Annotated in this window: 24 protein-coding genes and 1 other RNA gene; 21 read left to right on the forward strand and 4 right to left on the reverse strand. The window is 64.2% G+C overall.

Annotated features, from left to right (window positions below):
* The 3 genes from IV112_RS00005 to IV112_RS00015 form a co-directional block, all read left to right on the forward strand.
* On the forward strand, positions 1-485 hold a 485-nt coding region (locus IV112_RS00005; protein ID WP_304000223.1), incomplete at its 5' end, for a TRAP transporter small permease.
* Positions 482-1768 (forward strand): TRAP transporter large permease, encoded by a 1287-nt coding sequence (locus IV112_RS00010; RefSeq protein WP_304000227.1) that lies wholly within the window; start codon positions 482-484, stop codon positions 1766-1768. The genes IV112_RS00005 and IV112_RS00010, both read left to right, overlap by 4 nt.
* Before the next feature lie 364 nt (positions 1769-2132).
* Positions 2133-3149 carry a methyl-accepting chemotaxis protein gene (locus tag IV112_RS00015; RefSeq protein ID WP_232415999.1) on the forward strand — a complete coding sequence of 339 codons (1017 nt, stop codon included), beginning with the start codon at positions 2133-2135 and terminating at the stop codon, positions 3147-3149.
* 68 nt (positions 3150-3217) lie between these two features.
* On the opposite strand, the gene IV112_RS00020 is transcribed toward IV112_RS00015, so the two are convergent.
* The 3 genes from IV112_RS00020 to IV112_RS00030 all read right to left on the reverse strand — a co-directional run bounded on the left by IV112_RS00020 (position 3218) and on the right by IV112_RS00030 (position 6372).
* Positions 3218-3727 (reverse strand): c-type cytochrome, encoded by a 510-nt coding sequence (locus IV112_RS00020; protein ID WP_304000230.1) that lies wholly within the window; start codon positions 3725-3727, stop codon positions 3218-3220.
* 28 nt (positions 3728-3755) lie between these two features.
* On the reverse strand, positions 3756-4337 hold the full coding sequence (locus IV112_RS00025) for a pentapeptide repeat-containing protein (RefSeq protein WP_304000232.1): 582 nt from the start codon (positions 4335-4337) through the stop codon (positions 3756-3758).
* Positions 4338-4509: 172 nt separating this feature from the next.
* Positions 4510-6372, reverse strand: a complete 1863-nt coding sequence (locus IV112_RS00030; protein WP_020164279.1) for a methanol/ethanol family PQQ-dependent dehydrogenase — start codon at positions 6370-6372, stop codon at positions 4510-4512.
* A 348-nt stretch (positions 6373-6720) separates the two neighbouring features.
* Between IV112_RS00030 and IV112_RS00035 the strand changes: the two genes are divergently transcribed.
* The 3 genes from IV112_RS00035 (at position 6721) to IV112_RS00045 (ending at position 10333) form a co-directional block, all read left to right on the forward strand.
* Positions 6721-7476, forward strand: a complete 756-nt coding sequence (locus IV112_RS00035) for a quinoprotein dehydrogenase-associated SoxYZ-like carrier (protein WP_304000234.1) — start codon at positions 6721-6723, stop codon at positions 7474-7476.
* Positions 7473-8429 (forward strand): quinoprotein relay system zinc metallohydrolase 1, encoded by a 957-nt coding sequence (locus tag IV112_RS00040; protein ID WP_304000236.1) that lies wholly within the window; start codon positions 7473-7475, stop codon positions 8427-8429. The genes IV112_RS00035 and IV112_RS00040 overlap by 4 nt, the downstream gene beginning before the upstream one ends.
* A 149-nt stretch (positions 8430-8578) precedes the next feature.
* Positions 8579-10333 (forward strand): PQQ-dependent methanol/ethanol family dehydrogenase, encoded by a 1755-nt coding sequence (locus tag IV112_RS00045; RefSeq protein ID WP_304000238.1) that lies wholly within the window; start codon positions 8579-8581, stop codon positions 10331-10333.
* A gap of 393 nt (positions 10334-10726) precedes the next feature.
* Here the strand turns inward: IV112_RS00045 and IV112_RS00050 are convergent, their stop codons facing one another.
* Complete coding sequence (locus tag IV112_RS00050; protein WP_304000240.1) at positions 10727-12694, reverse strand: sigma-54-dependent Fis family transcriptional regulator; 1968 nt, start codon at positions 12692-12694, stop codon at positions 10727-10729.
* Positions 12695-12929: 235 nt separating this feature from the next.
* On the opposite strand from IV112_RS00050, the gene pedF reads away from it, so the two are divergent.
* From pedF to IV112_RS00125, 15 genes are all read left to right on the forward strand, one after another.
* A complete protein-coding gene (gene pedF / locus IV112_RS00055; protein ID WP_304000243.1) occupies positions 12930-13370 on the forward strand; it encodes a cytochrome c-550 PedF in 441 nt (146 codons plus the stop codon).
* The gene (locus IV112_RS00060) at positions 13360-14205 is read left to right on the forward strand and encodes a substrate-binding periplasmic protein (protein WP_304000245.1); all 846 of its coding nucleotides are present in this window, start codon (positions 13360-13362) and stop codon (positions 14203-14205) included. Before pedF ends, IV112_RS00060 begins: the two co-directional genes overlap by 11 nt.
* A 191-nt stretch (positions 14206-14396) precedes the next feature.
* A complete protein-coding gene (locus IV112_RS00065) occupies positions 14397-14867 on the forward strand; it encodes a 4Fe-4S dicluster domain-containing protein (RefSeq protein ID WP_019918660.1) in 471 nt (156 codons plus the stop codon).
* An 18-nt stretch (positions 14868-14885) separates the two neighbouring features.
* Positions 14886-16733, forward strand: coding sequence for an aldehyde ferredoxin oxidoreductase family protein (locus IV112_RS00070; protein WP_304000250.1), 1848 nt, complete (start codon positions 14886-14888; stop codon positions 16731-16733).
* Between the two features lie 63 nt (positions 16734-16796).
* Positions 16797-18068 carry an NAD(P)/FAD-dependent oxidoreductase gene (locus IV112_RS00075; protein ID WP_304000252.1) on the forward strand — a complete coding sequence of 424 codons (1272 nt, stop codon included), beginning with the start codon at positions 16797-16799 and terminating at the stop codon, positions 18066-18068.
* 2 nt (positions 18069-18070) lie between these two features.
* On the forward strand, positions 18071-18325 hold the full coding sequence (gene thiS, locus IV112_RS00080) for a sulfur carrier protein ThiS (RefSeq protein ID WP_304000253.1): 255 nt from the start codon (positions 18071-18073) through the stop codon (positions 18323-18325).
* A complete protein-coding gene (locus IV112_RS00085; RefSeq protein ID WP_304000254.1) occupies positions 18322-18630 on the forward strand; it encodes a hypothetical protein in 309 nt (102 codons plus the stop codon). Before thiS ends, IV112_RS00085 begins: the two co-directional genes overlap by 4 nt.
* A gap of 62 nt (positions 18631-18692) precedes the next feature.
* Positions 18693-18791: signal recognition particle sRNA small type (gene ffs, locus IV112_RS00090), an RNA gene on the forward strand.
* Between the two features lie 49 nt (positions 18792-18840).
* Positions 18841-20550, forward strand: coding sequence for a DNA polymerase III subunit gamma/tau (dnaX, locus tag IV112_RS00095; RefSeq protein ID WP_304000256.1), 1710 nt, complete (start codon positions 18841-18843; stop codon positions 20548-20550).
* Between the two features lie 10 nt (positions 20551-20560).
* On the forward strand, positions 20561-20884 hold the full coding sequence (locus tag IV112_RS00100; protein WP_304000259.1) for a YbaB/EbfC family nucleoid-associated protein: 324 nt from the start codon (positions 20561-20563) through the stop codon (positions 20882-20884).
* A gap of 19 nt (positions 20885-20903) precedes the next feature.
* Complete coding sequence (gene recR, locus IV112_RS00105) at positions 20904-21497, forward strand: recombination mediator RecR (RefSeq protein ID WP_029143636.1); 594 nt, start codon at positions 20904-20906, stop codon at positions 21495-21497.
* Complete coding sequence (locus IV112_RS00110) at positions 21494-22705, forward strand: CaiB/BaiF CoA transferase family protein (RefSeq protein ID WP_304000263.1); 1212 nt, start codon at positions 21494-21496, stop codon at positions 22703-22705. The genes recR and IV112_RS00110 overlap by 4 nt, the downstream gene beginning before the upstream one ends.
* Before the next feature lie 127 nt (positions 22706-22832).
* Complete coding sequence (gene petA / locus IV112_RS00115; RefSeq protein ID WP_029143637.1) at positions 22833-23441, forward strand: ubiquinol-cytochrome c reductase iron-sulfur subunit; 609 nt, start codon at positions 22833-22835, stop codon at positions 23439-23441.
* A gap of 3 nt (positions 23442-23444) precedes the next feature.
* Entirely contained in the window at positions 23445-24728 is a 1284-nt protein-coding gene (locus IV112_RS00120; protein WP_019918650.1) for a cytochrome b, read from the forward strand.
* A gap of 13 nt (positions 24729-24741) precedes the next feature.
* Positions 24742-25500, forward strand: a complete 759-nt coding sequence (locus IV112_RS00125) for a cytochrome c1 (protein ID WP_304000266.1) — start codon at positions 24742-24744, stop codon at positions 25498-25500.
* Positions 25501-25576: the final 76 nt, after the last annotated feature.

The following is a 25576-nucleotide window of genomic DNA, read 5'->3' on the forward strand; positions in this document are numbered from 1 at the left end:
TGTTCGTCTGGATGGCCAAGTTCGGCGCCGCCTACGGCGTGCGCACCGGCATCCACGTCGGCGTCGATGTGCTGATCAACCAGTTGCAGCCGGCGCTGCGCAACAAGTTCGTCGTGTTCGGTCTGGCGGCGGGCGCGCTGTTCACCGGCATCATCTGTGCGCTGGGCAGCCACTTCGTGTGGGAGAACGGCGCCGCCTACGCGGTGCTGAGCGCAATGGGCCAGGACACCGGCGATCTGTTCGAAGGGCCGACCACGCCCGATCTCGAATGGCCGACCTGGATCGTCTACATGGCCATTCCGCTCGGTTCCGGCCTGATGTGCTTCCGCTTCCTGCAGGTGATGACAGCCTTCATCCGTACCGGTGAGCTGCCGCACCATGATCATGCGCACGTCGAAGGCATGGAGGACGTCAAGCCGGTGCTGATCGGCGAGGCGGTTGAAGAAGCCGAAGAGCGCGAACATGCCAAGGGAGGCCGCCAATGAGCGCCGCCATCATCTTTGCACTGCTGCTGGTGCTGATGCTCACCGGCATGCCGGTGTCGATCTCGCTGGGTCTGACCGTACTGACCTTCCTGTTCACGATGACCGATGTGCCGGTCGAATCGGTGGCGCTGAAGCTGTTCACCGGCATCGAGAAGTTCGAAATCATGGCGATTCCGTTCTTCATCCTGGCCGGCAACTTCCTCACCCACGGCGGTGTGGCGAAGCGGATGATCAACTTCGCGACCTCGCTGGTCGGCCATTTCCATGGCGGCCTGGGCATGGGCGGTGTGGTGGCCTGCGGTCTGTTCGCCGCCGTGTCGGGCTCCAGCCCGGCGACGGTGGCGGCGATCGGCGCCATCCTGCTGCCGGCCATGGTGAAGCAGGGCTTCCCGATGAAGTTCGGGGCGGGCATCGTCGCCAGCTCCGGTGCACTCGGCATCCTGATTCCGCCGTCCATCGTGATGGTGATGTATGCGGTGTCGACCAACTCGTCGATCGGCGCGCTTTTCATGGCCGGCATCATCCCGGGCGCGGTGCTGCTGTTCATGCTGGGCTTCACCACCTGGTGGCGCGCCAAGAGCAATAACTACCCGCGCATGCCGAAGGCGCCGATGGCCGATCGCATCAAGGCCTTCCGCGAATCCTTCTGGGGGCTGATGCTCATCGTCGTCGTGATGGGCGGCATCTACACCGGCATCTTCACGCCGACCGAGGCGGCCGCGATGAGCGCGGTGTACGCCTTCATCGTCGCGGTGTTCGTCTACCGCGACCTGCCGCTGAAGCGCATCCCCAAGGTGCTGCTCGATTCGGCAAACATGAGCGCGATGCTGCTCTACATCATCACCAACGCCATCCTGTTCTCCTTCCTGCTGACCTCGGAACAGATTCCGCAGGCGGTGGCGGCATGGCTGGTGGATAGCGGCATGGGGGCGCTCGGCTTCCTGCTGGTGGTGAACATCCTGCTGCTGCTGGCCGGTAACATCATGGAGCCGTCGTCCATCATCCTGATCACCGCGCCCATCCTGTTCCCGGTGGCGATGGCGCTGGGCATCGACCCGGTGCATTTCGGCATCATCATCACGGTGAACATGGAAATCGGCATGATCACGCCGCCGGTGGGTCTCAACCTGTATGTCGGCAGCGGCATCGCAAAGCTGGGCATGACGGACATGACCAAGGCAGTGTCGCCGTGGCTGGTCACGATGCTCATCTTCCTGGTCATCGTCACCTACTGGCCGGCGCTGTCGCTGTGGCTGCCGCGCACCTTGGGCATGATCAGCTGATGCGCAGCTGACACTGCTGCAACTCGCAGTTCTGACGCCGCGTGAAGTTATGCGCGGCGTTCTTCTTTTTTGCAAACCCCCTGCTCAAGTCCGCCGTGCCATGCGTCGTAAACGCTCCTACGAGGAGATCGACGGTGCGCTTCCGTATAACTAAAGTCCTATAAGCACCTGTCGATATTGGCCATGTAGTGAATCGAAAACAGGGAACAGACACATGAAGAACATGCTGAGCATCCGCAAAGCCTTCCTTTTTCACTCCATCTTTGCGTCGGCAATATGCACGACCATTTTCGGCGTGCAGGAGTTTCTGTTCCCGGGTTGGACCGGCCTTGTCGTCTCGTCTGTCCTGAGTTCCGTCTTCATCATGGGCGTTGGCATCTGGTTCGGCACCGGCTTCGGCCAGCGCGCCGAACTGCTGGTCAACGCCATGCACAGCCTTGCCGAAGGCAAGCTCAATCACAAGCTCAGCCTGTCCGGCAAGGACGATTTCGCCTGGCTGGGCTATGAGTACAACCAGGCCTGCAAGTCTTTCCGCAAGCTGATCGAGAAGATGACGACCCTGTCGTCGACGCTCACCAGTTCGGCCGAAGAACTGTCCAAGCTGACCATTGCCGCCAACGAGACCGGCTCGCGCCAGGCCGACCGCATCCGTACCGTCGCCGAGGCGATGGAGCAGATGACCGCCTCGGCCCGCCAGGTCGCAGACCTGTCGGCCGACATGGACAGCATCGTGCGCGCCGCCGGCGACAGCACGCGCAGCGGCAAGACCGACCTCGAAGTGTCGATGGAGGGCGTCAGCCGTATCGCCAAGGAGATGGAAGAGTCGCTGCAGGTGATCGAACGCCTGGTCAAGGATTCCGAAGAGATCGCCAAGATCAACGACGTGGTGAAGGACATTTCCGACCAGACCAACCTGCTGGCGCTCAACGCGGCCATCGAGGCGGCACGGGCCGGCGAGCAGGGCCGCGGTTTCGCGGTGGTGGCCGACGAGGTGCGCAAGCTGGCGCAGCGCACCCAGGGTTCGACCGCGGACATCGAGCAGATCGTTGCCAAGATCCGCCACGACGCTCAGGAAACGGTCGAGCGCGTCGGTCAGGCCAGCGAACGCGTCAGCGGTGCGGTGACCACCTCGCGCGGCGCGGTGGAGACGTTCGAGTCCATCCTGCACCGCATGGAAGAACTGGTGAACAAGTCGGGTGAAGTGGCGACCAGCATGCGCGAACAGGACACCACGGCGCACGCCATCCTGCGCAACGCGGGCGAGCTGTCCGCACTGTCCGAAGACAACGCACGCGGCGTGGCGCAGACCGCGTCGCAGGGCGAATCGGTCGCCGGCTCGGCGCGCGAGCTCGAAGCCAGCCTGCGCACCTTCCAGATCTGAACCGCGTCGATTCCGACCAAAAAAAGCCGGCGCATCGCGCCGGCTTTTTCATTTGTCGCGGGTGAGTTTCAGCGTGCCGCGGTCTTCCCCTGCGCCTTGATCCGCGCATCCTCGTCGATACGGGCCTCGATGAAGGTCTTGATCGCCCACACCGCCTCCTGCGCCAGTACCTTGTCCCACGGCGGCATGTGCTGCACGTCGAGCACCCGCTTGCCCTTGCGGACCGTCTTGACGAAGTAGTGATCGACGTCGCTGAGGCAGCGCGGCAACAGTTCCGGCTCGGTCACCTTGCGACAGCCGCGGTGCAGGCGCAGCAGGTTGGGGCCGACCTGGTTCTTGTGATTGACATCGGTGCCGTGGCAGACGGCGCAGGATTCGTTGTAGAGCGCGCGACCGGTATCAACGACGGCGGCGTTGCCGCGGTAGGGATTGCTGTCCTTCCATGCATCGCCGACCGGCGGCAGCGCCGAAATGTCGGTCTTGGGCGGGTGCGCCTCCATCGCAGGGTCTCCTGCGTATGCCGACGCGATGCCGAGTGCGGCCGCCAGCACCAGTGGTGCAGCCACTTTCCTGATCATGTCCTTTATCTCCTTGTGCGGACGGTGCTTACCAATCGACTGGACAACCCTTGCAGTCGTCGAAATTGGCGTCGAGGAAGACGGTGTAGCGCGTCACGCAGCCTTCCATGATGGCGTTGCGGAAATCGGCGCTGCCAAACTTGGTTTCCTGCAGGTTGGCGTTGACCAGCCGGGCATAGTGGAAGCGCGCGAACATCGGGCGGGCCGCTTCCAGGTTGGCGGCGGTCAGGTCGGCGTAGCTGAAGTCGACGCGGAACATGCGCGCGAACTCCATGTCCGTACCGACCAGCCGCGCGCCGCGCAGGCTGGCGGCGGGAATGTTGGCCTTCTGCAGGCGGGCTGAGCTGAGATCGGCGCGGTCCAGTATCGCGCCTGCAAGATTGGCGGCACGCAGGTCGGCGCGCACCATGTTCGCACCGGTGAAGTCGGCGCCGGCGAGGTCCTTTGCCGACAGGTCGGCATGGCGCAGGTCGGCACCCGGGCAGCGGGTGTAGGGCCAAATCGGGCAGCCATTGACGACCAGTGTTTCGCTCGCCGGCATATCTTCGGCGACGGCCGGCGCGGCCAGGCCGAGCAGTACCAGCAGTGTTACGGGGAAAAGTCTTCGCATCCAGGACTCCGGACAGAAAGAACCTGGCAACCGCGCATCTTGGGCCGACGCTGACGCGACGGCACCGGAAACCCTCGGGAGACCTTATCGCAGTTGCCAGGTAAAGGCCGGCCACGCAGGGCCGGCAGGAGGAGTGGCCGGCCCCCGCCGGGCGGCGGGGGCGCGCCGTCAATCAGCGCTTCGGCAGCTTGAAGGCCCAGAACGAGCCGCCCTGGCTGACCTGCTTGGTCAGCTCGGCCATGTCGCCGCCCCACAGTGGCACGGCGCCGCCGTAGCCGGAAGAAATGCCGATGTACTGTTCGCCATCCTGTTCCCAGGTGATGGGCACCGACACCACGCCGGAGCCGGTCTGGAATTTCCAGACTTCCTTGCCGGTCTTGGCGTCGAAGGCCTTCACGTAGCCATCGGAGGTGCCGGTGAACACCAGGCCGCCGGCGGTGGTCAGCGTGCCGGCCCACAGCGGGAACTGTTCCTTGTGCTCCCAGGCGATCTTGCCGGTCTTCGGATCGATCGCGCGCAGGACGCCGACGTGGTCGTCGAACAGCTTCTTGATCCGGAAGCCCTGGCCGAGGTAGGCGGCACCCGGCTTGTAGGTCACGTTCTCGGTCCAGTAGTCCATCGCCCAGTGGTTGGCCGGGATGTAGAACAGCTCGGTGTCCGGGCTGTACGACATCGGCATCCAGTTGGTGCCGCCGAGGAAGGGCGGCGACACGAAGATGGATTCGCCCTTGTCCGCACCGGCCTTGGGCTTCGGCGGATACTGGCTCTCGACCACGTTGGGCAGGCCGGTCTTCGGATCGAAGCCCTTGGACCAGGTGATACCGTCGACGAAGGGCCAGGCGCCGATCAGCGCGGTCTGCTTCCACGGGTAGCCGGCGCCGGTGGCCAGCTTTTCGCGGTCGGTCACGAAGAAGTAGCCGTTGCGGTCGGCGTGCGCCGATGCCTTCACCAGCTTGCCGGTCTTCGGATCCTTGTACTCGAACAGCAGCACCGAGTTGTTGCCGGAGAAGTCCCAGGCGTCGTTCGGCGTGTGCGAGAAGAAGCCCTTCAGTTCGCCGGTCGAGGCATCGACATAGGCCTGGCCGGAGGTGAACAGGCTGGGCCACTTGGTCGGGCTGTCGCCTTCCTTGGTCCGTTTCCAGGTGTTCCAGGGGGCCGGGTTGCCGGTGCCGATCACCACCATGTTCTGTTCGACGTCGAACGAGGCGGTCTGCCACGGGGCTCCGCCGCCATGGCTCCAGGCCTCGACCTTGCCGGTTTCGCGGCTGGGATCATCCGGCCACGACGGCGCCTTGGCGTCGCCGGTCGTCGTGCTGTCCTTGCCGTTCAGGCGACCCATGTGGCCCTCGACCATCGGACGCGCCCAGATTTCCTCGCCGGTATCGACGTCGCGCGCAAACAGATAGCCGATCACGCCGAATTCGTCACCGGACGAACCGTGCACCAGCATCACGCGACCGGACTTCTTGTCCTTGACGATGAAAGGGGCACCCGACATCGTGTAGCCGACCTTGTGGTCGCCCCACTTCTTCGACCAGACGACCTTGCCGGTGTCCTTGTTCAAGGCCACCATGCCGGCGTCCAGCGTGCCGAAGTACACCTTGTCACCATAGATGGCGGCGCCGCGGTTCACCACGTCGCAGCACGGACGAATGTCGTCCGGCAGCCGATGTTCGTACGCCCACAGACGCTTGCCGGTCTTGGCGTCGATGGCGTACATGCGGGAGTAGGAGCCGGTGATGTAGATGACGCCGTCGTGCACCAGCGCCTGGCCTTCCTGGCCGCGCTGCTTCTCGCCGCCGAAGGAATAGGACCAGGCGGGGCTCAGCGATGCGACGGTCTGCGTGTTGATCTGCTTGAGCGGGCTGTGGCGCTGGGCCTTCATGCCTAGACCATAGGTCAGCACGTCCTTCGTCGTTTTGTCGTCGTTGACGATATCTTCCCAGCTCACCGTCTTGGCGGCGTGCACCGGGCCTGCTGCGAGGATGCCCAGCGCGATCAGCAGTGCCGGGTTCCTGAGGGCAAACGTTTTCATCCTGACTCCTCTTTCAGTGTTGATCTGTCGTGTCGTCATCGCGGCCCCGCTTGTTTCGCGGACACAGGGTCGTGATGCGCACTGCAGGTTAGGCAGCACGTGGAGGTGTCGAAGGTTCAAAGCTCCCGCAGAATCAGGGAGTCGGTCCCGTTTTTCCGGACTGTTTCAGGGATGGACACTTAGTTGTCGAGGTCTGTAACAGACGGCTGTTCGGCAAGCTTTATGCCGGATGCGAGGCGCTCTGCCGGTCCCGGGCGGCGATGGTCTTCGTCTTGCTTGCCTCGCTGCACGGGGACCGGTTTCTGGCGCCGTTTACATATAGAAGATGCAATGGAGGAGTTTGTCCCGATGAAGAAGGTGATTGCGGCCCTCGGGCTCGCGCTTGCGTTGGCCGGCACCGTGCAGGCGGCCGATGCCGATCCGCTGAATTCCTCGCGCTGGCCGGATCTGCAGCGCGAATATCTGAACGATGCGCCAGTGGCTTTCGATCCGCGCATCGAAGTGCTGGCGCCCAAGGTGGCCGAGGATTCGATGAACGTGCCGGTGACGGTCAGGCTGAAAGGCTTGCCGGACGTCAAGCGCGTGCTGGTGATCGCCGACTTCAATCCCATCGTCAAGGTGCTCGACTTCCAGCCGCTGCTGGCGCAGCCCGGCCTGTCCTTCCGCATCAAGCTGCAGCAGGCGAGCCCGATCCGCGCGCTGGTGCAGACCGGCGACGGCAACTGGCTGGCCGGCGGGGTCTGGGTGGATGCTGCCGGCGGCGGCTGTACCGCACCGAGCACCGGCCGCAGTGCGCCGGACTGGGCGCAGAAACTCAATCAAGTGCAGGGCAGGGTGTGGCGCGACGGACAGAACCAGCGTGTTCGCCTGCGCATCATGCATCCGATGGACACCGGTCTTGCGCCGGGCATCCCGGCCTTCTTCATAGAACAGCTCGCCATCGTCGACGACAAGGGCGACGCCATGCTCAAGCTCGAGACGTTCGAGCCCTTGAGCGAGAACCCGGTGTTCTCGTTCGATCTGCCGGACACCGGCGCGGTGGCGCTGCGCGTCGTCGGCCGCGACAACAACGGCAACCGCATCGACGCCAAGGTGCAGCCATGATGGCCCGCCTTCTTGCTGCACTGGTCGCCTTTGCGCTGAGCGTCGCCGCACCCGCGGCGGCACCTTTCGACTATCGCCTGAAGCCGGAGAAGATCGCGGACGACACCTGGGTGCTGATCGGCAGCACCGAGGACATCACGCGCGGCAACGGCGGCAATATCGTGAACACCGCCTTCGTCGTAACCAAGGAGGGCGTGGTCGTGATCGACAGCGGTCCGTCGCGCCGCTATGGCGAACAGATGAGGGCGGCCATCGCCCGCGTCACCGACAAGCCGGTCGTGCGCGTGTTCAATACGCACCATCACCCCGATCACTTCCTCGGCAATCAGGCTTACGCGGATGTTCCGATCGCCGCATTGCCCGCCACGCGCGCCGGCGAGCGTGACGACGGCGGGGCCTTCGCCGACAACATGTACCGGATGGCGGGCGACTGGGCATCCGGCACCGAACCTCAGGTTGCGCAGCAGGACGTGAAACCCGGACGGCTGACGGTGGGCGGACACGAGTTCGAACTGATTGCGCTGGAAGGGCACACCGCCGGCGATCTGGCCATCCTCGATCACCGGACCGGCGTGCTGTTCGCCGGCGATCTGGTGTTCCTCGATCGAGCCCCGACCACGCCGCACGCGTCGGTGCAACGCTGGCTGAAGTCGCTCGACGCGCTGGCGGCGCTGGGCGCGAAGAAGACGCTACCCGGTCACGGTCCCGTGCATGCGGGTAGCGCCGGCATCGAGCAGACGCGTGACTGGCTCAAGTGGCTTGATCAGACCCTGATGCAGTCGGCGGCAAACGGTCTCGATATGGCCGAGGTGATGCGCCTGCCGCTGCCCGAGCGCTTCGAGCGCATGCCGCTCGCCCGCAGCGAGTTCGAGCGTTCGGTCACCCACCTGTACGGCGCCTACGAGTTGCGGGCGCTGGACAGTGTTGCACTGCCTGTGTTGCAACAAAAATGAACACCTGACCCGTTTCGCATCGCAGGAGTGCGGTGCGAACGGGATTTTCTCCTTGTTTTGGGCTGGCCCGGTTTTTGCGGTCGGTCTCCTGCCGAAAAAGGGAACCATTCCCTTCGTGCAAGAGAGAAATTCACCAACGAGGAGGAAGTATGAAAGGCTTGCGTAATTCCACGCTGTCCAGCCTGCTGGTTGCGGCGTTCGCCGCGATGGCAGCACCGCAGGTCATGGCCGGTGTGACCGACCGTGACATCGAAAACGACGCGAAGACGACCGGCGATGTGCTGTCGTGGGGCATGGGCACGGAAGGCCAGCGCTACAGCCCGCTCGACAAGATCAACGTCGGCAACGTCAAGAACCTGGTTCCGGTTTGGTCGTTCTCGTTCGGCGGCGAAAAGCAGCGCGGTCAGGAATCGCAGCCGCTCGTCGTCAACGGCAAGATGTTCGTTACGGGTTCCTACTCCCGCCTGTACGCACTCGATGCCAAGACCGGCGCCAAGCTGTGGCAATACGAGCACCGCCTGCCGGACGGCATCATGCCGTGCTGCGACGTGGTGAACCGCGGCGCCGCCGTGTATGACAACCTGGTCATCTTCAGCACGCTGGACGCACAACTGGTTGCTCTCGACCAGAACACCGGCAAGGTCGTCTGGAAGGAAAAGATCGACGACTATCAGGCTGGTTACTCCAATACCGCAGCTCCGATCATTGCCAAGGGCCTGATCCTGACCGGCGTGTCCGGCGGCGAGTTCGGCATCGTTGGCCGTGTCGAGGCGCGCGACGCCAAGACGGGCAAGATGGTGTGGAGCCGTCCGACCGTCGAAGGCCACATGGGCTACAAGTTCGATGCCGCCGGCAACAAGACCGAAAACGGCATCAGCGGCACGACCAACGCGACCTGGCAGGGTGACCTGTGGAAGACCGGCGGCGCAGCCACCTGGCTCGGCGGCTCCTACGACGCCAAGACCGGTCTGGCCTACTTCGGCACCGGCAACCCGGCTCCGTGGAACAGCCACCTGCGTCCCGGCGACAACCTGTACTCCTGCGCGACCGTGGCCATCGACGTTGCCACCGGCCAGATCAAGTGGCACTTCCAGGGCACGCCGAACGACGGCTGGGACTATGACGGCGTGAACGAATTCGTCACGTTCGACATGAACGGCAAGCGCATGGGCGGCAAGGCTGACCGTAACGGCTTCTTCTACGTGCTGGACGCGAACACCGGCAAGTTCGAGCGCGGCTTCCCCTTCGTCAAGAAGATCACCTGGGCCAAGGGCCTGGATGCAGCCGGCAAGCCGATCTTCGATCCGGCCAACCGCCCTGGCGACCCGTCCAAGGGTGCCGACGGCAAGAAGGGTGAAGTGGTGTTCTCCGCTCCGTCCTTCCTCGGCGGCAAGAACCAGATGCCGATGGCCTACAGCCCGGACACCGGCCTGTTCTACGTGCCGGCCAACGAGTGGGGCATGGAAATCTGGAACGAGCCGATCACCTACAAGAAGGGTGCTGCCTATCTGGGCGCCGGCTTCACCATCAAGACCATCGACGACAAGTACATCGGCGCGCTGCGCGCGGTCGATCCCAAGACTGGCAAGATCGTCTGGGAAGTCACCAACAACGCTCCGCTGTGGGGTGGTGTGATGACGACCAAGGGTGGCCTGGTGTTCTGGGGTACGCCTGAAGGTTTCCTGAAGGCCGCCGACGCGAAGACCGGCAAGGAAGTGTGGTCCTTCCAGACCGGTACCGGCGTCGTGGCGCCCCCGATCACCTGGGAACAGGACGGCGAGCAGTACATCGGCGTCGCTGCCGGCTGGGGTGGCGCTGTGCCGCTGTGGGGCGGGGACGTGGCCAAGAAGGTCAACTACCTGAACCAGGGTGGTTCGATGTGGGTGTTCAAGCTGCACAAGTAATGACATCGACGACCTGTGCTGGCATAGCGCTTGCCTAAGTCGTATATCCCGGCGCCTGTGGGCGTCGGGATAAAGGAAACAAGCGGGCAGGTCGCGGCGGACTGGAGCGACGTACTGGAACTTCAGGCCGAGCCCGCTTCCGGTGGTGTGATCCATCCCCGGTTTCGCGGCCGTATCCGTTCCGTTACAGGCAGTTTCGGGGTGGTGTTGTTCTCTTCAGTTAGACATGGCTCTTTGGCCGGCTTACCCAAGCCGGCCATTTTTTTGCCTGTCCGAAACGGGCGCTGAGGCACGTGCGGGAGCGATTCCCGCCCGCTGTACAGGTGGAACGTTACTGTACGAAGTGTTCAGTTCCGTGGCTGCCGTCCTGGCAGTGCCGAGATCAGAGCCTGATCAGCCTTCCTTCAGCTTGCGATAGAGCGTGGTCCGGCTGATGCCGAGCTCGCGCGCTGTAGCGGCCACGTTTCCTTCGTTGCGCGATAGCGACTCGCGTATTGCGCGCAGCGTGAGGCTGTCGAGGTCACAGGGTGCCTGGGCAGCGACCGCACGGAACTCCGGTTCGCTTGGTGCGAACGTCGGCGCTCCGCCCAGTTCATCGATGAAGTCGTCCGGGAGGTGGGTCTTGCGGATGCAGCCATCGTCGGCGGCCATCACGCCGGCGGTGCGCAAAAGATTCGCCAGCTGGCGCATATTGCCCGGCCACGGATGCCGCTCGAACAGCGCGACCACTTCGTCGTCGATGCGCAGCCCCTGCGGAATGGATTCCTCGCTGGCGAGAATGCGATGCACCAGCGCGCGCAGATCGCTGCGTTCGCGCAGCGGCGGCAGCATCACGGTCAGACCGTTCAGGCGATAGTAGAGGTCGGCGCGGAAGCTGCCCTGGGCGACCAGGTCGCGCAGCTTACGGTGGGTCGCGCAGATGATGGACAGATCGACCGGTGTTGCGCGGCCGCTGCCCAGCGGAACCACGGTGCGCTCCTGCAGCACGCGCAGCAGGCGCGCCTGCAGTGCCAGCGGCATGTCGCCGATTTCGTCGAGGAAGAGGGTGCCACCGTCCGCCTGCATGATGCGGCCCGGGTAGCCTTTGCGACGCGCACCGGTGAAAGCACCTTCCTCGTAGCCGAACAGCTCCGACTCGATCAGGCCATCGGGGATGGCGGCGCAGTTCACGGCTACGAAGGTCTGGTCGCGGCGCGGGCCTTCGTCGTGAATGGCGCGCGCGAGCAGTTCCTTGCCGGTGCCGGTCTCCCCCTGGATCAGCACCGGGATGTCCCGCCCGAGCACGCGACGAACCTTTTCTACGACCGCATCCATCTGCGCGTCGCCGGTGCTCAGCCGAGCCAGTCCGCGGTCCTTGGCGATCTGCACCCGACTGACCGACTGACCGGATTCCGGACGCTGAACGTCCATGCTGATCACACGGGCCGGCGGACGGCTCTGATTGCCGGCTTGCGGGCGACCGAACAGCGTGCGCCCGCCGAACAGGCGCAGTTCGAGCATGTCGGTGCCGCGCAGCAGCGGGTCGTACAGTGCGCCCAGCGGCTTGTCGAACATGGAACTGAAGGAGTGCGTCAGCAGTTCGGCGTGGCTGCGGCCGATCAGCCGACAGGCGCTGCGGTTGGCGGACAGCACGCGACCATCCTGGTCGAAGGCGAGCAGGGCCTCGAACACGGTGCCGATCAGTTCCTGCTGGACATGACAGTGCAGCAGGAAACCGTCCGGGAAGGCGTGCGCGAACATCTGGTTCTCGATGGTCTGCACCGCCAGATTGATCAGCGCGAGGCTGTGATGCGACGGATTGCGCGAGTCGCCCGTGACGTCAAGCACGCCGAGCATGCGGCTGCAAGGGTCGAAGATGGGCGAGGCCGAACAGGTGAGGAAGTGGTTGGCCGAGAAGAAGTGCTGCGAACCGTGCACCGACACCGGGACCTTTTCCACCAGCGCCGTGCCGATGGCGTTGGTGCCCTTGCTTTCCTCCGACCATTCGACGCCGGGCGACAGCGCGACCTTGGAGGCGCGGTCGAGGAAGGTCTGGTCGCCAACCGAATGGATGATGAAGCCCGAGGCGTTGGTCAGCACGATCATGCTGCCCGAGCGTGCGATCTGCGCGTACAGGCCGTTCATCACCGGCGCCGCGTGCTTGAGCAGCGACTCGTTGCGCTCACGTTCGGTCAGCAGCAGGTCGCGCCGGGCTCTTTCGACTTCGCGACTGTTCTTGTCGGCGTCGAGGCCGCGGCTGATGCAGCGGCTCCACGACGTTTCGATCAGCGCCGGCAGGACGCCTGCCGGCACTTCACCGGCGCTGCGCATGATTTCGTGTGCCTGCTCGCTGCGCGCGATGTCGGCGGGGCTTGATTCCATGGTCTCCTCCGAGCCCGTTTCCGGGATGCACGGCCGGTTGTACCGGCTCTCGCCTCCGGCAGGTTGGCGGCAGCTCGTGCCTGCGCCATCGTCCCACCGGACTGTCGAAGCTTTATAACGTGATTCGCTTCGCCGCGCTACACCTGTCTCAAAGTGAAGCTGAACTTGGCACGATTCGTGCAAACAGGCACACCCGCAAGCTGACTTGCAGCATGTGAACATCCACGGAGGAGTTATGAAAGCAGGAGCCGCAACTTTGAAGACGACGGCCATCGTCACCGCGCTGATCGCACTGGGCAGCATGACCACGATGCGTGTCGAAGCTCACGGCGACGTCGTGCCGCAGGCCGTCGATGTCAGCACGCTGAAGGCGCTGGGCGCCGAGTGGCGCAAAGAGAATCCCTACCGCGGCGACAAGGAAGCGGTCCGCGTCGGCAGCTCCGCCTACAACCAGAACTGTGCGCGCTGCCACGGTCTGGAAGCCGTCAGCGGCGGCATTGCCCCGGATCTGCGCATGCTCCCGATCGACGCCGAAACCGACGACTATTTCATCAACACCGTGCGCCGCGGCCGCGTGCGCAACGGCGCCGTCTACATGCCGCCGTTCGAGGAAGCGCTGTCGCAGGAAGCCATGTGGGCCATCCGTGCCTACATCGAAACCCGTCATGAAGACTGATATTGGGGCTCAGCGCCGCCGCCTGCTGCTCGCCGGCGCCGGCCTGGCATTGACCGGGCTGCCCGCGTGGGCGGAGGGCGACGAGGTGTGGGCCGGCGTGAAGAAATCCGGTCTGCTGCGCGTCGCCTTCTACAAGGACTTTGCGCCGTTCTCGAACGAGGGCAAGGGCTCCGACGTCGACATCGCCGCCGCGCTGGCGGCACGCATGGGACTGAAGATGTCACCGATGTTCTTCGACGCCGACGAGAACATGGGCGATGACCTGCGCAATATGGTCTGGAAGGGCCACTACATGGGCTACGGCCCGGCCGACATGATGATGCACGCGCCGGTCGACCGCGAGTACATGGCCCGTCAGGACAAGGTGGAATTCATCGCGCCGTATCACCGCGAGCGCTATGCCGTCGCCTACGACAGACGCCGCGTGGATAGCCTCGAAACGATGGCGCCGTTCGAAAAGCTGCCCTGTGGCGTGGTGGTCGATACGCTGCCCGACTCGCTGATGCTGTCGGCCGACGGCGGGCGCTATCGCAGTCAGCTCAAGCATTACAAGACGCTGACCGAGGCGATGGCTGCACTGCGCTCCGGCGAGGTTGCAGGAGTGATGGCGCTGCAGGGCGAACTGGAAGGAGCGGTCGCTGGTGACGCGAACTTCCCGGTCGGCCCGGCTCCGATCGCATTGCTCAATACTCGCCAGTGGCCGGTCGGCATCGCCATCCGCAAGGGTGAGCAGCTGCTCGGTCGCGCCATCATGGAGGCGATGAATGCGCTGGTCGCCGACGGCGAAATCGAGCGCATCATGGCGCGGCACAATATCAAGTGGCGTGCACCCTGAGTGTTCAGGTGTCCAGTTTATGGACACCTGAACACCTGTCTCGCAAATAAGGATTTTTTGAGACAGCGGAAGCGCACAGGCGCCAAATTCCGAGCGCTAAAATATGAAGCGTTTTTCATAGCGGGGCGACTTTCCCGCCAAAATAACCCTGCGAACCGTGTCACGCCCAGAACGTGGAGGAGCGAATCAATATGCAGAAGTCCCTACACATCGATCCCTCGAAATGCACCAGCTGCCTGCAATGCGAAATGGCCTGTTCGTTCGAGAACTACGGTGTATTCAACAACTCGCTGTCGCGCATCAAGGTGTTCGACTTCCACCATACGGGCGCCAAGGTTCCCTATACCTGTACGCAGTGCGATGAAGCCTGGTGCATGCACGCCTGTCCGGTAGAGGCGATCAAGCTCGACAAGACCAACGGCGCCAAGGTCGTGTTCGAGGATGTGTGCGTGGGCTGCAAGGTGTGCACGATCGCCTGTCCGTTCGGCACCGTGAACTACGTGGCCGAGACCGGCAAGGTGCAGAAGTGCGATCTGTGCGGCGGCAACCCGGCCTGTGCAGAAGCCTGTCCGACCGGCGCCATCACCTATGTGGACGCCAACTGGACCGGTCTGGACCGCATGCGCCAGTGGGCCGACAAGCTCGGCAACCAGCCCGCCTGATTTTCGGAGGAACACAAAATGGCATGGACCCGCAAAATCCTGCGCGTTAACCTGACCGACCGCACCTGCAAGAGCGAGCCCCTGAACATGCAGTGGGCTCAGGACTATCTCGGCCAGCGTGGTCTGGCAACGAAGTATCTGGTGTCGGAGATCGATCCCAAGGTCGATCCGCTGTCGCCGGACAACAAGATCATCTGGGCGACCGGTCCGCTGACCGGCACCATGGCCTCGACCGGCGGCCGCTACTCGGTCGTCACCAAGGGCCCGCTGACCGGCGCCATCGCCTGTTCGAATTCCGGTGGTTACTTCGGCGCCGAGCTGAAGTTCGCCGGCTGGGACATGGTCATCATCGAAGGCCGTGCGTCGAGCCCGGTCTATCTGTCGATCGAGAACGACAAGGTCGAAATCCGCGACGCGTCCCATCTGTGGGGCAAGACCGTCTGGGAAACCGAAGAGGCGATCAAGGCGGCCCATCAGGATCCGCAGGTACGCGTGTCCTGTATCGGCCGTACCGGCGAAGCCGGCGTGCTGTATGCCGCGATCGTCAATGACCTGCACCGCGCAGCCGGCCGTTCCGGCGTCGGCGCGGTCGCCGGCTCGAAGAACCTGAAGGCACTCGTGGTGCGTGGCACCCTCGGCGTCGGCAATCTGGCCAACCCGAAGGAGTTCATGAAGGTTACCTACGAGAAGAAGAAGATCCTCAAGGAGAATGCGGTCACCGGTCAGGGCCTGCCGACCTACGGCACCCAGGTGCTGATGAACGTGATCAACGAGATCGGCGCCATGCCGACGCGCAACCACAAGGACGTGCAGTTCGAGGGCGCGCGCAAGATCTCGGCCGAAGCGATGCACGAGCCGCGCGAATCCGACGGCAAGGCGCAGCTGGTGAACAACCAGGGCTGCTTCGGCTGCACCATCGCCTGTGGCCGCATTTCGAAGATCGACCAGACCCACTACACCGTGGTGAACAGCCCGAAGTACTGGGGCGCCTCCGGCGGTCTCGAGTACGAAGCGGCGTGGTCGCTCGGTTGTGCCAACGGTGTCGACGACATCGAGGCGCTGCAGTACGCCAACATGCTGTGCAACGAAGATGGTTTCGACCCGATTTCCTTCGGCGCCACCATCGGTGCGGTGATGGAACTGTACGAAATGGGCGTGCTGACCAAGGAAGAGATCGGCATCGAGGCGCCGTTTGGCTCGGCCCGCGCGCTCACCTTCCTGGCCGAACAGACGGCCCGTGGCGAAGGCTTCGGCAAGATCGTCGGTCTCGGCTCCAAGCGCCTGTGCGAGAAGTACGGTCATCCCGAGCTGTCGATGTCGGTCAAGGGCCAGGAATTCCCGGCCTATGACGCGCGGGGCGTGCAGGGCATGGGTCTGACCTACGCCACGTCGAACCGCGGTGCCTGCCACCTGCGTTCGTACACGATTTCGTCCGAAGTGCTCGGCATCCCGGTCAAGACCGATCCGCTGACCACCGAAGGCAAGCCTGCACTGGTCAAGGCCTTCCAGGACGCGACTGCGGTGGTCGATTCGTCCGGCCTGTGCGTGTTCACGACCTTCGCCTGGGCGCTGTCGGACATCCAGCCGCAACTGCAGGCTGCCTGCGAAGGCGACTGGTCGATGGAGAAGCTGGACCTGATGGGCGAGCGCATCTGGAACATGGAGCGTCAGTTCAACAACGCAGCCGGCTTTACACGCAAGGACGACGATCTGCCGCCACGTCTGAAGAACGAAGCCGCCAAGGCCGGTCCGGCCAAGGGTCTGGTGTCGGGCATCGACAAGATGATTCCCGAGTACTACGAACTGCGCGGCTGGGACACCGAAGGCCGTCCGACGGCGGAGACGGTTGCCCGCCTGGGTCTCTGATCGAAGTCGTCGCATGAACACAGCGCGCCCTCCGGGGCGCGCTGCATTTCAGGAGCATCACTCATGAAGCACGTCATCATCGGCAACGGTCCGGCCGGCGTGGTCGCCGCCGAAGCGATCCGCCGTGCGGATCGCAATGCCGAAATCGTCATGATCGGCGACGAACCCGAGCCGCCGTATTCGCGCATGGCCATTCCCTACCTGCTGGTCGGCAACATCCAGGAAAAGGGCACCTGGCTGCGCAAGACCGACGGTCATTTCGCGTCGCTGAACATCAAGGAAGTGCTCGGGCGCGCGAAGTCGGTGGACACCGCCGGTCGCGTCGTCCATATGGAGGACGGCGCCTCCTTCGCCTACGATCGCCTGCTCATCTGTACCGGTTCGCATCCGCTCAAGCTGCCGGTGCCGGGCATCGATTCGCCGAACGTGCACAGCTGCTGGACGCTGGACGACGCCCGCCACATCGCCGCCAAGGCAAAGAAGGGCGCGCGCGTGCTGCAGATCGGCGCCGGCTTCATCGGCTGCATCATCATGGAAGCGCTCGCCTCGCGAGGCGTGAAGCTGGACATCGTCGAAATGGGCGACCGCATGGTGCCGCGCATGATGACGTCCAAGGCCGGCAGCATGATCGCGCGCTGGGTGAAACAGAAGGGTGTCAATGTGCACACCAGCGCCCGCGTCACCTCGATCCGCCCGAACGGCGATGAGCTGATTGCCACGCTGGGTGACGGCACCGAAGTGGTGGCCGATCTCATCATCGCGTCGGCGGGCGTGAAGCCCAATGTCGCCTTCCTGCAGGGCAGCGGCATTGCCTGCGCGACCGGCATCCTGATTGACGAACGCTGCGAGACCAACATCCCCGGCGTGTTTGCGGCGGGTGACGTGGCAGAAGCAGTCGATTTCTCGACCGGCGAGCGTCTGGTCAATGCGATTCAGCCGAATGCGGTCGATCAGGGCCGAGTCGCGGCGATGAACATGGTGGGGCGCAACACGCGCTCGCAAGGCACGATGGCGATCAACGTGCTCGACACGCTGGGCCTGATTTCAGCCTCCTTCGGGCAGTGGTGGGGTGCCGACGGCGGCGATTCGGTCGAGCTGATCGACGAAGAGCGCTTCCGCTACATCAGTCTGCAGTTCAAGGACGACGTGCTGGTGGGTGCGACCTCGATCGGCCTGACTGACCACGTCGGCGTGCTGCGCGGCCTGATCCAGACCCGTACGCCGCTGGGCAGCTGGAAGCAGCGCCTGATGCACGACCCGCTGCGCGTGATGGAGGCCTATCTGTCGATGGCCCAGGCGCAGAGCGCGCCGCCGCTGACCGAAGCGCTGCACTGAAGATGCGGGTGACGCTGAAGCTGTACGCCTCGCTGTCCGATTTCCTGCCGGACGAGGCGAAGCGCACCAACGAGTGGCCGATGGACGTGCCCGAAGGAACGACGGTTGGCGATATGATCGCGCGCCATCAACTTCCTGCGCGGCTCGTCCATCTGGTTCTCGTGAACGGTCATTTCATTCCTCCCGTCAGCCGCGATGCGCGCGCGCTGGTCGATAACGACGTACTCGCCATCTGGCCGCCGGTGGCGGGGGGATGAGCGCCGCCTTTCCGCTGAAGCCCGAGGAACTTGCCTCCGGTCAGGTCGTGCGCGTGATGAGCATAGGGCGCGAAGAGTTCTTCCAGATGCTGCCCGGCGCGGTCGAACTGCCCATCGTCCATCGCGGTGACAGCGTCAGCGGCCGCGGCTGGACGGTGTCCGCAGAGGTGTTGCCGGCGCTTCACATCGCGCTGCTGAGTCTGCCTCGCCTGCGGGTACAGATCGACTTCACGGTTCGCGATGTCGATTTCATGGCCGCCTTCATGGCGCGCTTCGACCGTCATTTCCAGCGCGGCGGCGGCTGAGTCCAGCCAGAATTTCAGGTCGGGCTGGTCGAGAGGGGGGCTCCCGGGTTAATATTCGGCGTGGCGGGTCTCCCCGCATCGTGGCGCGGTGAACCTGGTCAGGTCCGGAAGGAAGCAGCCACAGCTGCTCACCACGAGTGCCGGGGGTCAGGCTCGCCACCCCTCCCTTTTCTGCAGTCCGCACAGCCGTCCTCTTACGCCAGCGTCCAGATGACTTATCAGGTTCTTGCGCGCAAGTGGCGTCCCCGCAGCTTCGAAACCCTGGTCGGTCAGGATCACGTCGTGCGTGCGTTGACGCACGCGCTCGAACAGCAGCGCCTGCATCACGCCTATCTGTTTACCGGCACCCGCGGCGTCGGCAAGACGACGATCTCGCGCATCCTGGCCAAGAGCCTGAACTGTGAAACTGGCATTACGGCAAAGCCGTGTGGCACCTGCGCCGCCTGCACCGAAATCGATGCCGGCCGTTTCGTCGACTACGTCGAAATGGACGCCGCGTCGAACCGCAGCGTGGACGACATGGCCGCGCTGCTCGAAAAGGCGGCCTACGCGCCGGCGCGCGGGCGATACAAGGTCTACATGATCGACGAAGTCCACATGCTGACCGGGCACGCCTTCAACGCGATGCTTAAAACGCTCGAAGAGCCGCCGGAGCACGTGAAGTTCATCCTCGCGACCACCGATCCGCAGAAGATTCCGGTCACCGTACTGAGCCGCTGCCTGCAGTTCAACCTGAAGCAGATGCCGCCGGACGCCATCGTGCGTCATCTGTCGGGCGTGCTCGACGCCGAAGGTGTCGAGTACGAGCCGGCCGCACTGCGGCCGATCGCGAAGGGCGCCGCCGGTTCGATGCGCGATGCGCTGTCGCTGCTCGATCAGGCCATTGCGCATGGTGCCGGCCGGCTGGTCGAACAGGATGTGCTCGACATGCTGGGCACGGTGGGCGACGAACACCTCTACCTCATTCTCGATGCGCTGCTCGCCGGAGACGGCGCAGCACTGATGACCCTGACCGCGCAGATGCGCGCGCGCAGTGTCGATTTCGACCAGGCGTTGCGTGAACTGGCGGTGCTGCTGCACCGCGTCGCAGTGGCGCAGAAGGTGCCGGACGCGATCACCGACGAAGGTGAAAAGGCGCGGCTTGAACCCTACGCTGCAGCGATGGACGCCGAATCGGTGCAGCTGGCGTACCAGATCGTCGTCCAGGGCTGCAACGATCTGGCGCTGGCGCCGGACGAAGTCACCGGGTTCTCGATGACCCTGCTGCGTCTGCTGGCCTTCCGCCCGGAGACGCCGCCGGCGCTGGGCACCACCCCGCGCGGCCAGAGCGCTGCGCTGCAGGCGCCCAACCGTGTCGCGCGCACCAGCGCGCCGGTGCCGCCCCCCGTTGCGGCGGCACCGGTCGCCGCGTCGTTGCCGCGTGAAACGCCGTCGCCTGCCGCGCAGGCGCAAGCGGTCGACGCGAATCCCGCGCCGCCGCCGTGGGAAGACGACGAGCCGGTCAATGTCGCGCCGCCCGCCGCGGCCGCGGGAGCGATGCCGCGTACCAACGCCGACTGGCATGCGCTCGTGGATACGCTGGAGGTTGCCGCGCTGAGCAAGCAGCTGGCGCACCAGAGCGAGTGGCTGGCCAGCGAAGGCGAGGCGATTCGCCTGCGCCTGTCGCGTGACATGGCGCACCTGATCACCTCCGGACAGGACAAGTTGCGCGCTGCGCTGCAGACCCGCCTCGGCGTCAATGTCCGGCTGCATTTCGAACAGGGTGACCCGGTCGGACAGACCGTTGCCCAGCGACTGAACGCAGAACAGCGCGCGCGCCATGAACAGGCGTGCGCGTCGATGAAGAATGACCCCTTCGTACAGCAGGTGATTGAACAGTTCGGCGCCCGGCTGATCGAAGACTCGATCAAACCCCTTTGAGGACAGCACCATGATGAAAGGTGGCATCGGTGGCCTGATGAAGCAGGCCCAGCAGATGCAGGAAAACATGAAGAAGATGCAGGAGCAGCTGGCCAGCGTCGAGGTCGAGGGCCAGTCCGGTGCCGGCATGGTCAAGGTGCTCATGACCTGCAAGCACGACGTGCGCCGCGTGTCCATCGACCCGTCGGTGATGGACGACCGCGAAATGCTGGAGGACCTGCTCGCGGCCGCCGTCAATGACGCGGTGCGCCGCGTCGAGGCGACCACCCAGGAAAAGATGGCCGGCTTCACGTCGGGCCTGAACCTGCCGCCGGGCTTCAAGCTGCCGTTCTGAGTCCGGTCCTGCGCCCGTCATGAGTACAGGTGTGCTGGACGAGCTGGTCAGCGCGCTGCGCTGCCTGCCCTCGGTCGGCCCGAAAAGCGCGCAGCGCATGGCCTTCCATCTGCTGCAGCGCGACCGCGGCGGCGCCGAGAAGCTGGCGCGCGCGCTCGGCAATGCACTGACGCGGCTGCACAACTGCGCGCGCTGCAACACCTTCACCGAACTCGAGGTGTGCGAGCGCTGCAGTTCGCCGCGTCGCGACGCCAGTCTGCTGTGCGTGGTCGAAACACCGGCCGACATGCTCATGATGGAGCAGACGCACAGCTACGCCGGACTCTATTTCTGCCTGATGGGGCGCATCGCGCCACTCGAAGGCGTCGGTCCGAAGGAGCTGCGGCTGGATCGCCTGCTGGAGCGTGCGGCGGATCCCGCCGTGCGCGAGGTCATTCTGGCGACCAATTTCACCAACGAGGGCGAGGCGACCGCACATTACCTCGGCGAAATGCTGCGCGCGCGCGGCCTCGCGGTCAGCCGCATCGCCCGCGGTCTGCCGGTCGGTGGCGAACTGGAACACACCGATATTGGAACCATCGCCCAGGCGCTGTCGGAAAGGCGGCCGGCGTGAGCACGCAGGCACGTCCGCTCGATGGCCTGAAGGTGGTCGAACTGGGTACGCTGATCGCCGGCCCGTTTGCCTCGCGCATCCTGGCCGAGTTCGGCGCCGAGGTGATCAAGATCGAATCACCCGACGGTGGCGACCCCTTGCGCAAGTGGCGCCTGCTGTACGAAGGCACCTCGCTGTGGTGGTTCGTGCAGGCACGCAACAAGAAGTCGGTCACACTGAACCTGAAGCATCCGGACGCGATCGCGGTGCTGAAGAAGCTGCTGGCGGACGCCGACGTGCTGGTTGAGAACTTCCGCCCGGGCGTGCTCGACAAGCTCGGTTTGCCGGAAGCGGTGCTGAAGGACATCAATCCGTCGCTGGTCATCGTGCGACTGTCCGGTTTTGGCCAGACCGGACCGATGGCGCAGCAGCCGGGTTTCGGTGCCATCGGCGAATCGATGGGCGGGCTGCGCTACATCACCGGTTTTCCCGATCGCCCGCCGGTAAAGGTGGGCATTTCGATCGGCGATTCGATCGCCGCGCTGTGGGGGGTGATCGGTGCGCTGATGGCCTTGCGCCATCGCGACGCCACCGGCGGGCGCGGGGCAGGGCAGGGCCAGACCGTCGATGTCGCGCTGTACGAGGCGGTGTTCGCGATGATGGAGAGCATGTTGCCGGAGTTCGACGTGTTCGGTTTCATCCGCGGCCGCACCGGCAACATCATGCCCGGCATCACGCCGTCGAACACGCACACCGCGCGCGACGGCCGTCACATCATCATCGGCGGCAACGGCGACGCCATCTTCCGTCGGCTGATGACCGCGATGGGGCGGCCGGATCTGGCCGACGATCCCACGCTGGCCGACAACGCCGGGCGCGACGCGCGCCGCGACGAGATCTACGGCCTGATCGACGCCTGGGTCGCCGCGCGCGACGGCGACGAGGTGCTGCACCTGCTCGGCGAGGCCGACGTGCCGGTGAGCCGCGTCTACTCGATCGAGGACATCGCCTCGGATCCGCAGTATCTGGCGCGGGCGGTGTTCGAAACCGCGCGCCTTCCTGACGGTCGCACGTTCAAGGCGCCGGCCCCGATGCCGCGGCTGTCGGAAACACCCGGGCGCACCGACTGGATCGGGCCGGCGCTGGGTGAGCACACGGACGAAGTGCTGGCTGGGCTCGGATACGGCGCCGGCGACATCGCCGCGCTGCATGCCCGGGGCGCGCTTTGAAATCATCGGAAATCGGCTTCTCTCGCCGCTTCCGCGTTGTTTGCAGTGCAGCAGGGCTTTAAACGGGGCACCGCTTGAGGGTATAATCGCAGGTTGTGCAGAATCAATTGTCTAGACGGGATAAAGCATGAGTGGCAATGAACGGAAAGCGGATTGCGGCCGGCGCAATCTGCTCGTGGCAACAGCCTGTGCTGGCGGTGTGGCCGGGCTTGCGGTGGCAGTGCCTTTTCTCACCAGTCTCTCCCCTTCGGAGCGCGCGAAAGCGGCCGGCGCTCCGGTCGAGGTGGACATCTCCAAACTCGGTCCCGGTGAAATGACCACCGTCGAGTGGCAAGGCAAGCCGGTGTGGATCATGCGCCGTACGCCGACCCAGCTCGAAGCGCTGGCCAAGATCGAGGACAAGCTGGCCGACCCGAAGTCGGAGCGCAATCCTTCCGAGTTCACTCCCGAATACGCACGCAACGTTCAGCGCTCGCGTGAAGACCACGCCGATGTGCTGGTCGTCGTCGCGATCTGTACCCACCTCGGCTGTTCGCCGTCGGGCCCCTTCGAGTCGGGCTCCAACGCACAGCTCGGCGATGTCGCCGGCTTCGTGTGTCCGTGCCACGGTTCGACCTTCGACCTGTCCGGTCGTGTGTTCAAGGCCATGCCGGCCCCGGACAACCTGAAGGTTCCGCCGTACATGTTCCTGTCTGACTCGCGCATCCTGGTCGGCCAGGATTCCAAGGAGGGTTGATCGATGGCTGGCGAAAAGGTAGTGACCACGACCGGCCTGCTCGGCTGGATCGACGAGCGTTTCCCGCTCACCTCGCTCTGGAAGGAACACCTTTCGGAGTACTACGCACCGAAGAACTTCAACTTCTGGTATTTCTTCGGCTCGCTGGCGCTGCTGGTGCTGGTGATCCAGATCGTGACCGGCATCTTCCTGGTCATGCACTTCAAGCCGGACGCGTCGCTGAACGCCTCGGGCGTGCCGGTGGCCTTCGCCAGCGTCGAATACATCATGCGCGACGTGCCGTGGGGCTGGCTCATCCGCTACATGCACTCGACCGGCGCTTCGGCGTTCTTCGTCGTCGTGTACATGCACATGTTCCGCGGCCTGCTTTACGGTTCCTACCGCAAGCCGCGCGAGCTGGTGTGGATCTTCGGCTGCCTGATCTTCCTGTGCCTGATGGCCGAAGCCTTCATGGGCTACCTGCTGCCGTGGGGCCAGATGTCGTACTGGGGCGCCCAGGTCATCATCAACCTGTTCTCGGCCATCCCGCTGATCGGCAACGACCTGTCGACCTGGCTGCGTGGTGACTTCGTGATCGGTGATGCGACGCTGAACCGCTTCTTCTCCTTCCACGTCATCGCCGTGCCGCTGGTGCTGATCGGCCTCGTCGCCGCCCACATCATCGCGCTGCACGAAGTCGGGTCGAACAACCCGGACGGCGTCGAGATCAAGAAGAACAAGGACCCGAAGACCGGCATCCCGCTGGACGGCATCCCGTTCCATCCGTACTACACGGTGAAGGACATCGTCGGCGTCGTCGTCTTCCTGATCTGCTTCTCGGCCGTGGTGTTCTTCGGTCCCGAGTTCGGCGGCTACTTCCTGGAGTACAACAACTTCATCCCGGCTGACCCGATGAAGACGCCGCCGCACATCGCGCCGGTCTGGTACTTCACGCCGTTCTACTCGATCCTGCGTGCCAACACGATCAACTTCTTCTGGGTCGATGCGAAGCTGTGGGGCGTCATCTTCATGGGCCTGTCGGTCATGGTCTTCTTCGCGCTGCCGTGGCTGGACCGCTCGCCGGTGAAGTCGATCCGCTACAAGGGCCCGATCTTCAAGTCGGCTCTGGTGGTGTTCGTGATCGCCTTCCTGATCCTGGGCTACCTCGGCATGCAGGCGCCGACGCCGATGGGCACGCTGGTTTCGCAGATCTGCACGGTCATCTACTTCCTGTTCTTCGCGCTGATGCCCTGGTACACCGCGATCGACAAGTGCAAGCCCGAACCCGCGCGCGTGACCGGTCACTGAGAGCCAGAGAACCATGAAACAACTCAAAAAACTGTTTCTCGGCGCGCTGTGCGCGCCCCTGCTGGCGATTGCCAGTTCCGAACCGGTGCAGCTCGATCGTGCGCCGACCGAGAAATTCCGCGACGCCATCGCCATCCAGCGCGGCGCCCAGGTTTTCGTCAATTACTGCCTGAACTGCCATTCGGCGTCCTACATGCGCTACAACCGCCTGAAGGATGTCGGTCTGACCGACGAGCAGATCAAGGACAACCTCATGTTCACCGCCGACAAGGTCGGTGAAACGATGAAGGTGGCCCTGACCCGCAGCGACGGTCAGGCATGGTTCGGCGCCGCGCCGCCCGACCTTACGGTGATCGCGCGTTCGCGTGCTTCGGCCGATGGCAGTGGCGCAGACTGGCTCTACACCTATCTGCGCAACTTCTATCGCGACGAGAACCGTCCGACCGGCTGGAACAACACCACCTTCGCCAATGTCGGCATGCCGCACGTCCTGTACGAACTGCAGGGCGAGCAGACGGCCAAGCACGTCAAGGTGGCTGACGGTCACGGCGGCGAGAAGGAAGTCATTCAGCTCGAGCTCACCAAGCCGGGCAAGATGAGCAAGTCCGAATACGACTCGATGGTCGGCGATCTCGTCGCCTATCTGGTCTACATGGGCGAACCGGGCGCTGAAAAGCGCCGTCAGACCGGTCTTCTGGTCATCATCGGTCTTTCCGTTCTTCTCGTTCTGAGCTACCTGCTCAAGCGCGAATTCTGGAAAGACATTCACTAATCAATACGCCCGAAAGTCATGCAAGCTCTCGGTCATCGCGAAGCGACCTCATCACGCGTCAGACGCGTGGTGAGGG

Source organism: Methyloversatilis discipulorum (assembly GCF_018780585.1).
In the GTDB taxonomy this organism is placed as follows: domain Bacteria; phylum Pseudomonadota; class Gammaproteobacteria; order Burkholderiales; family Rhodocyclaceae; genus Methyloversatilis; species Methyloversatilis discipulorum_B.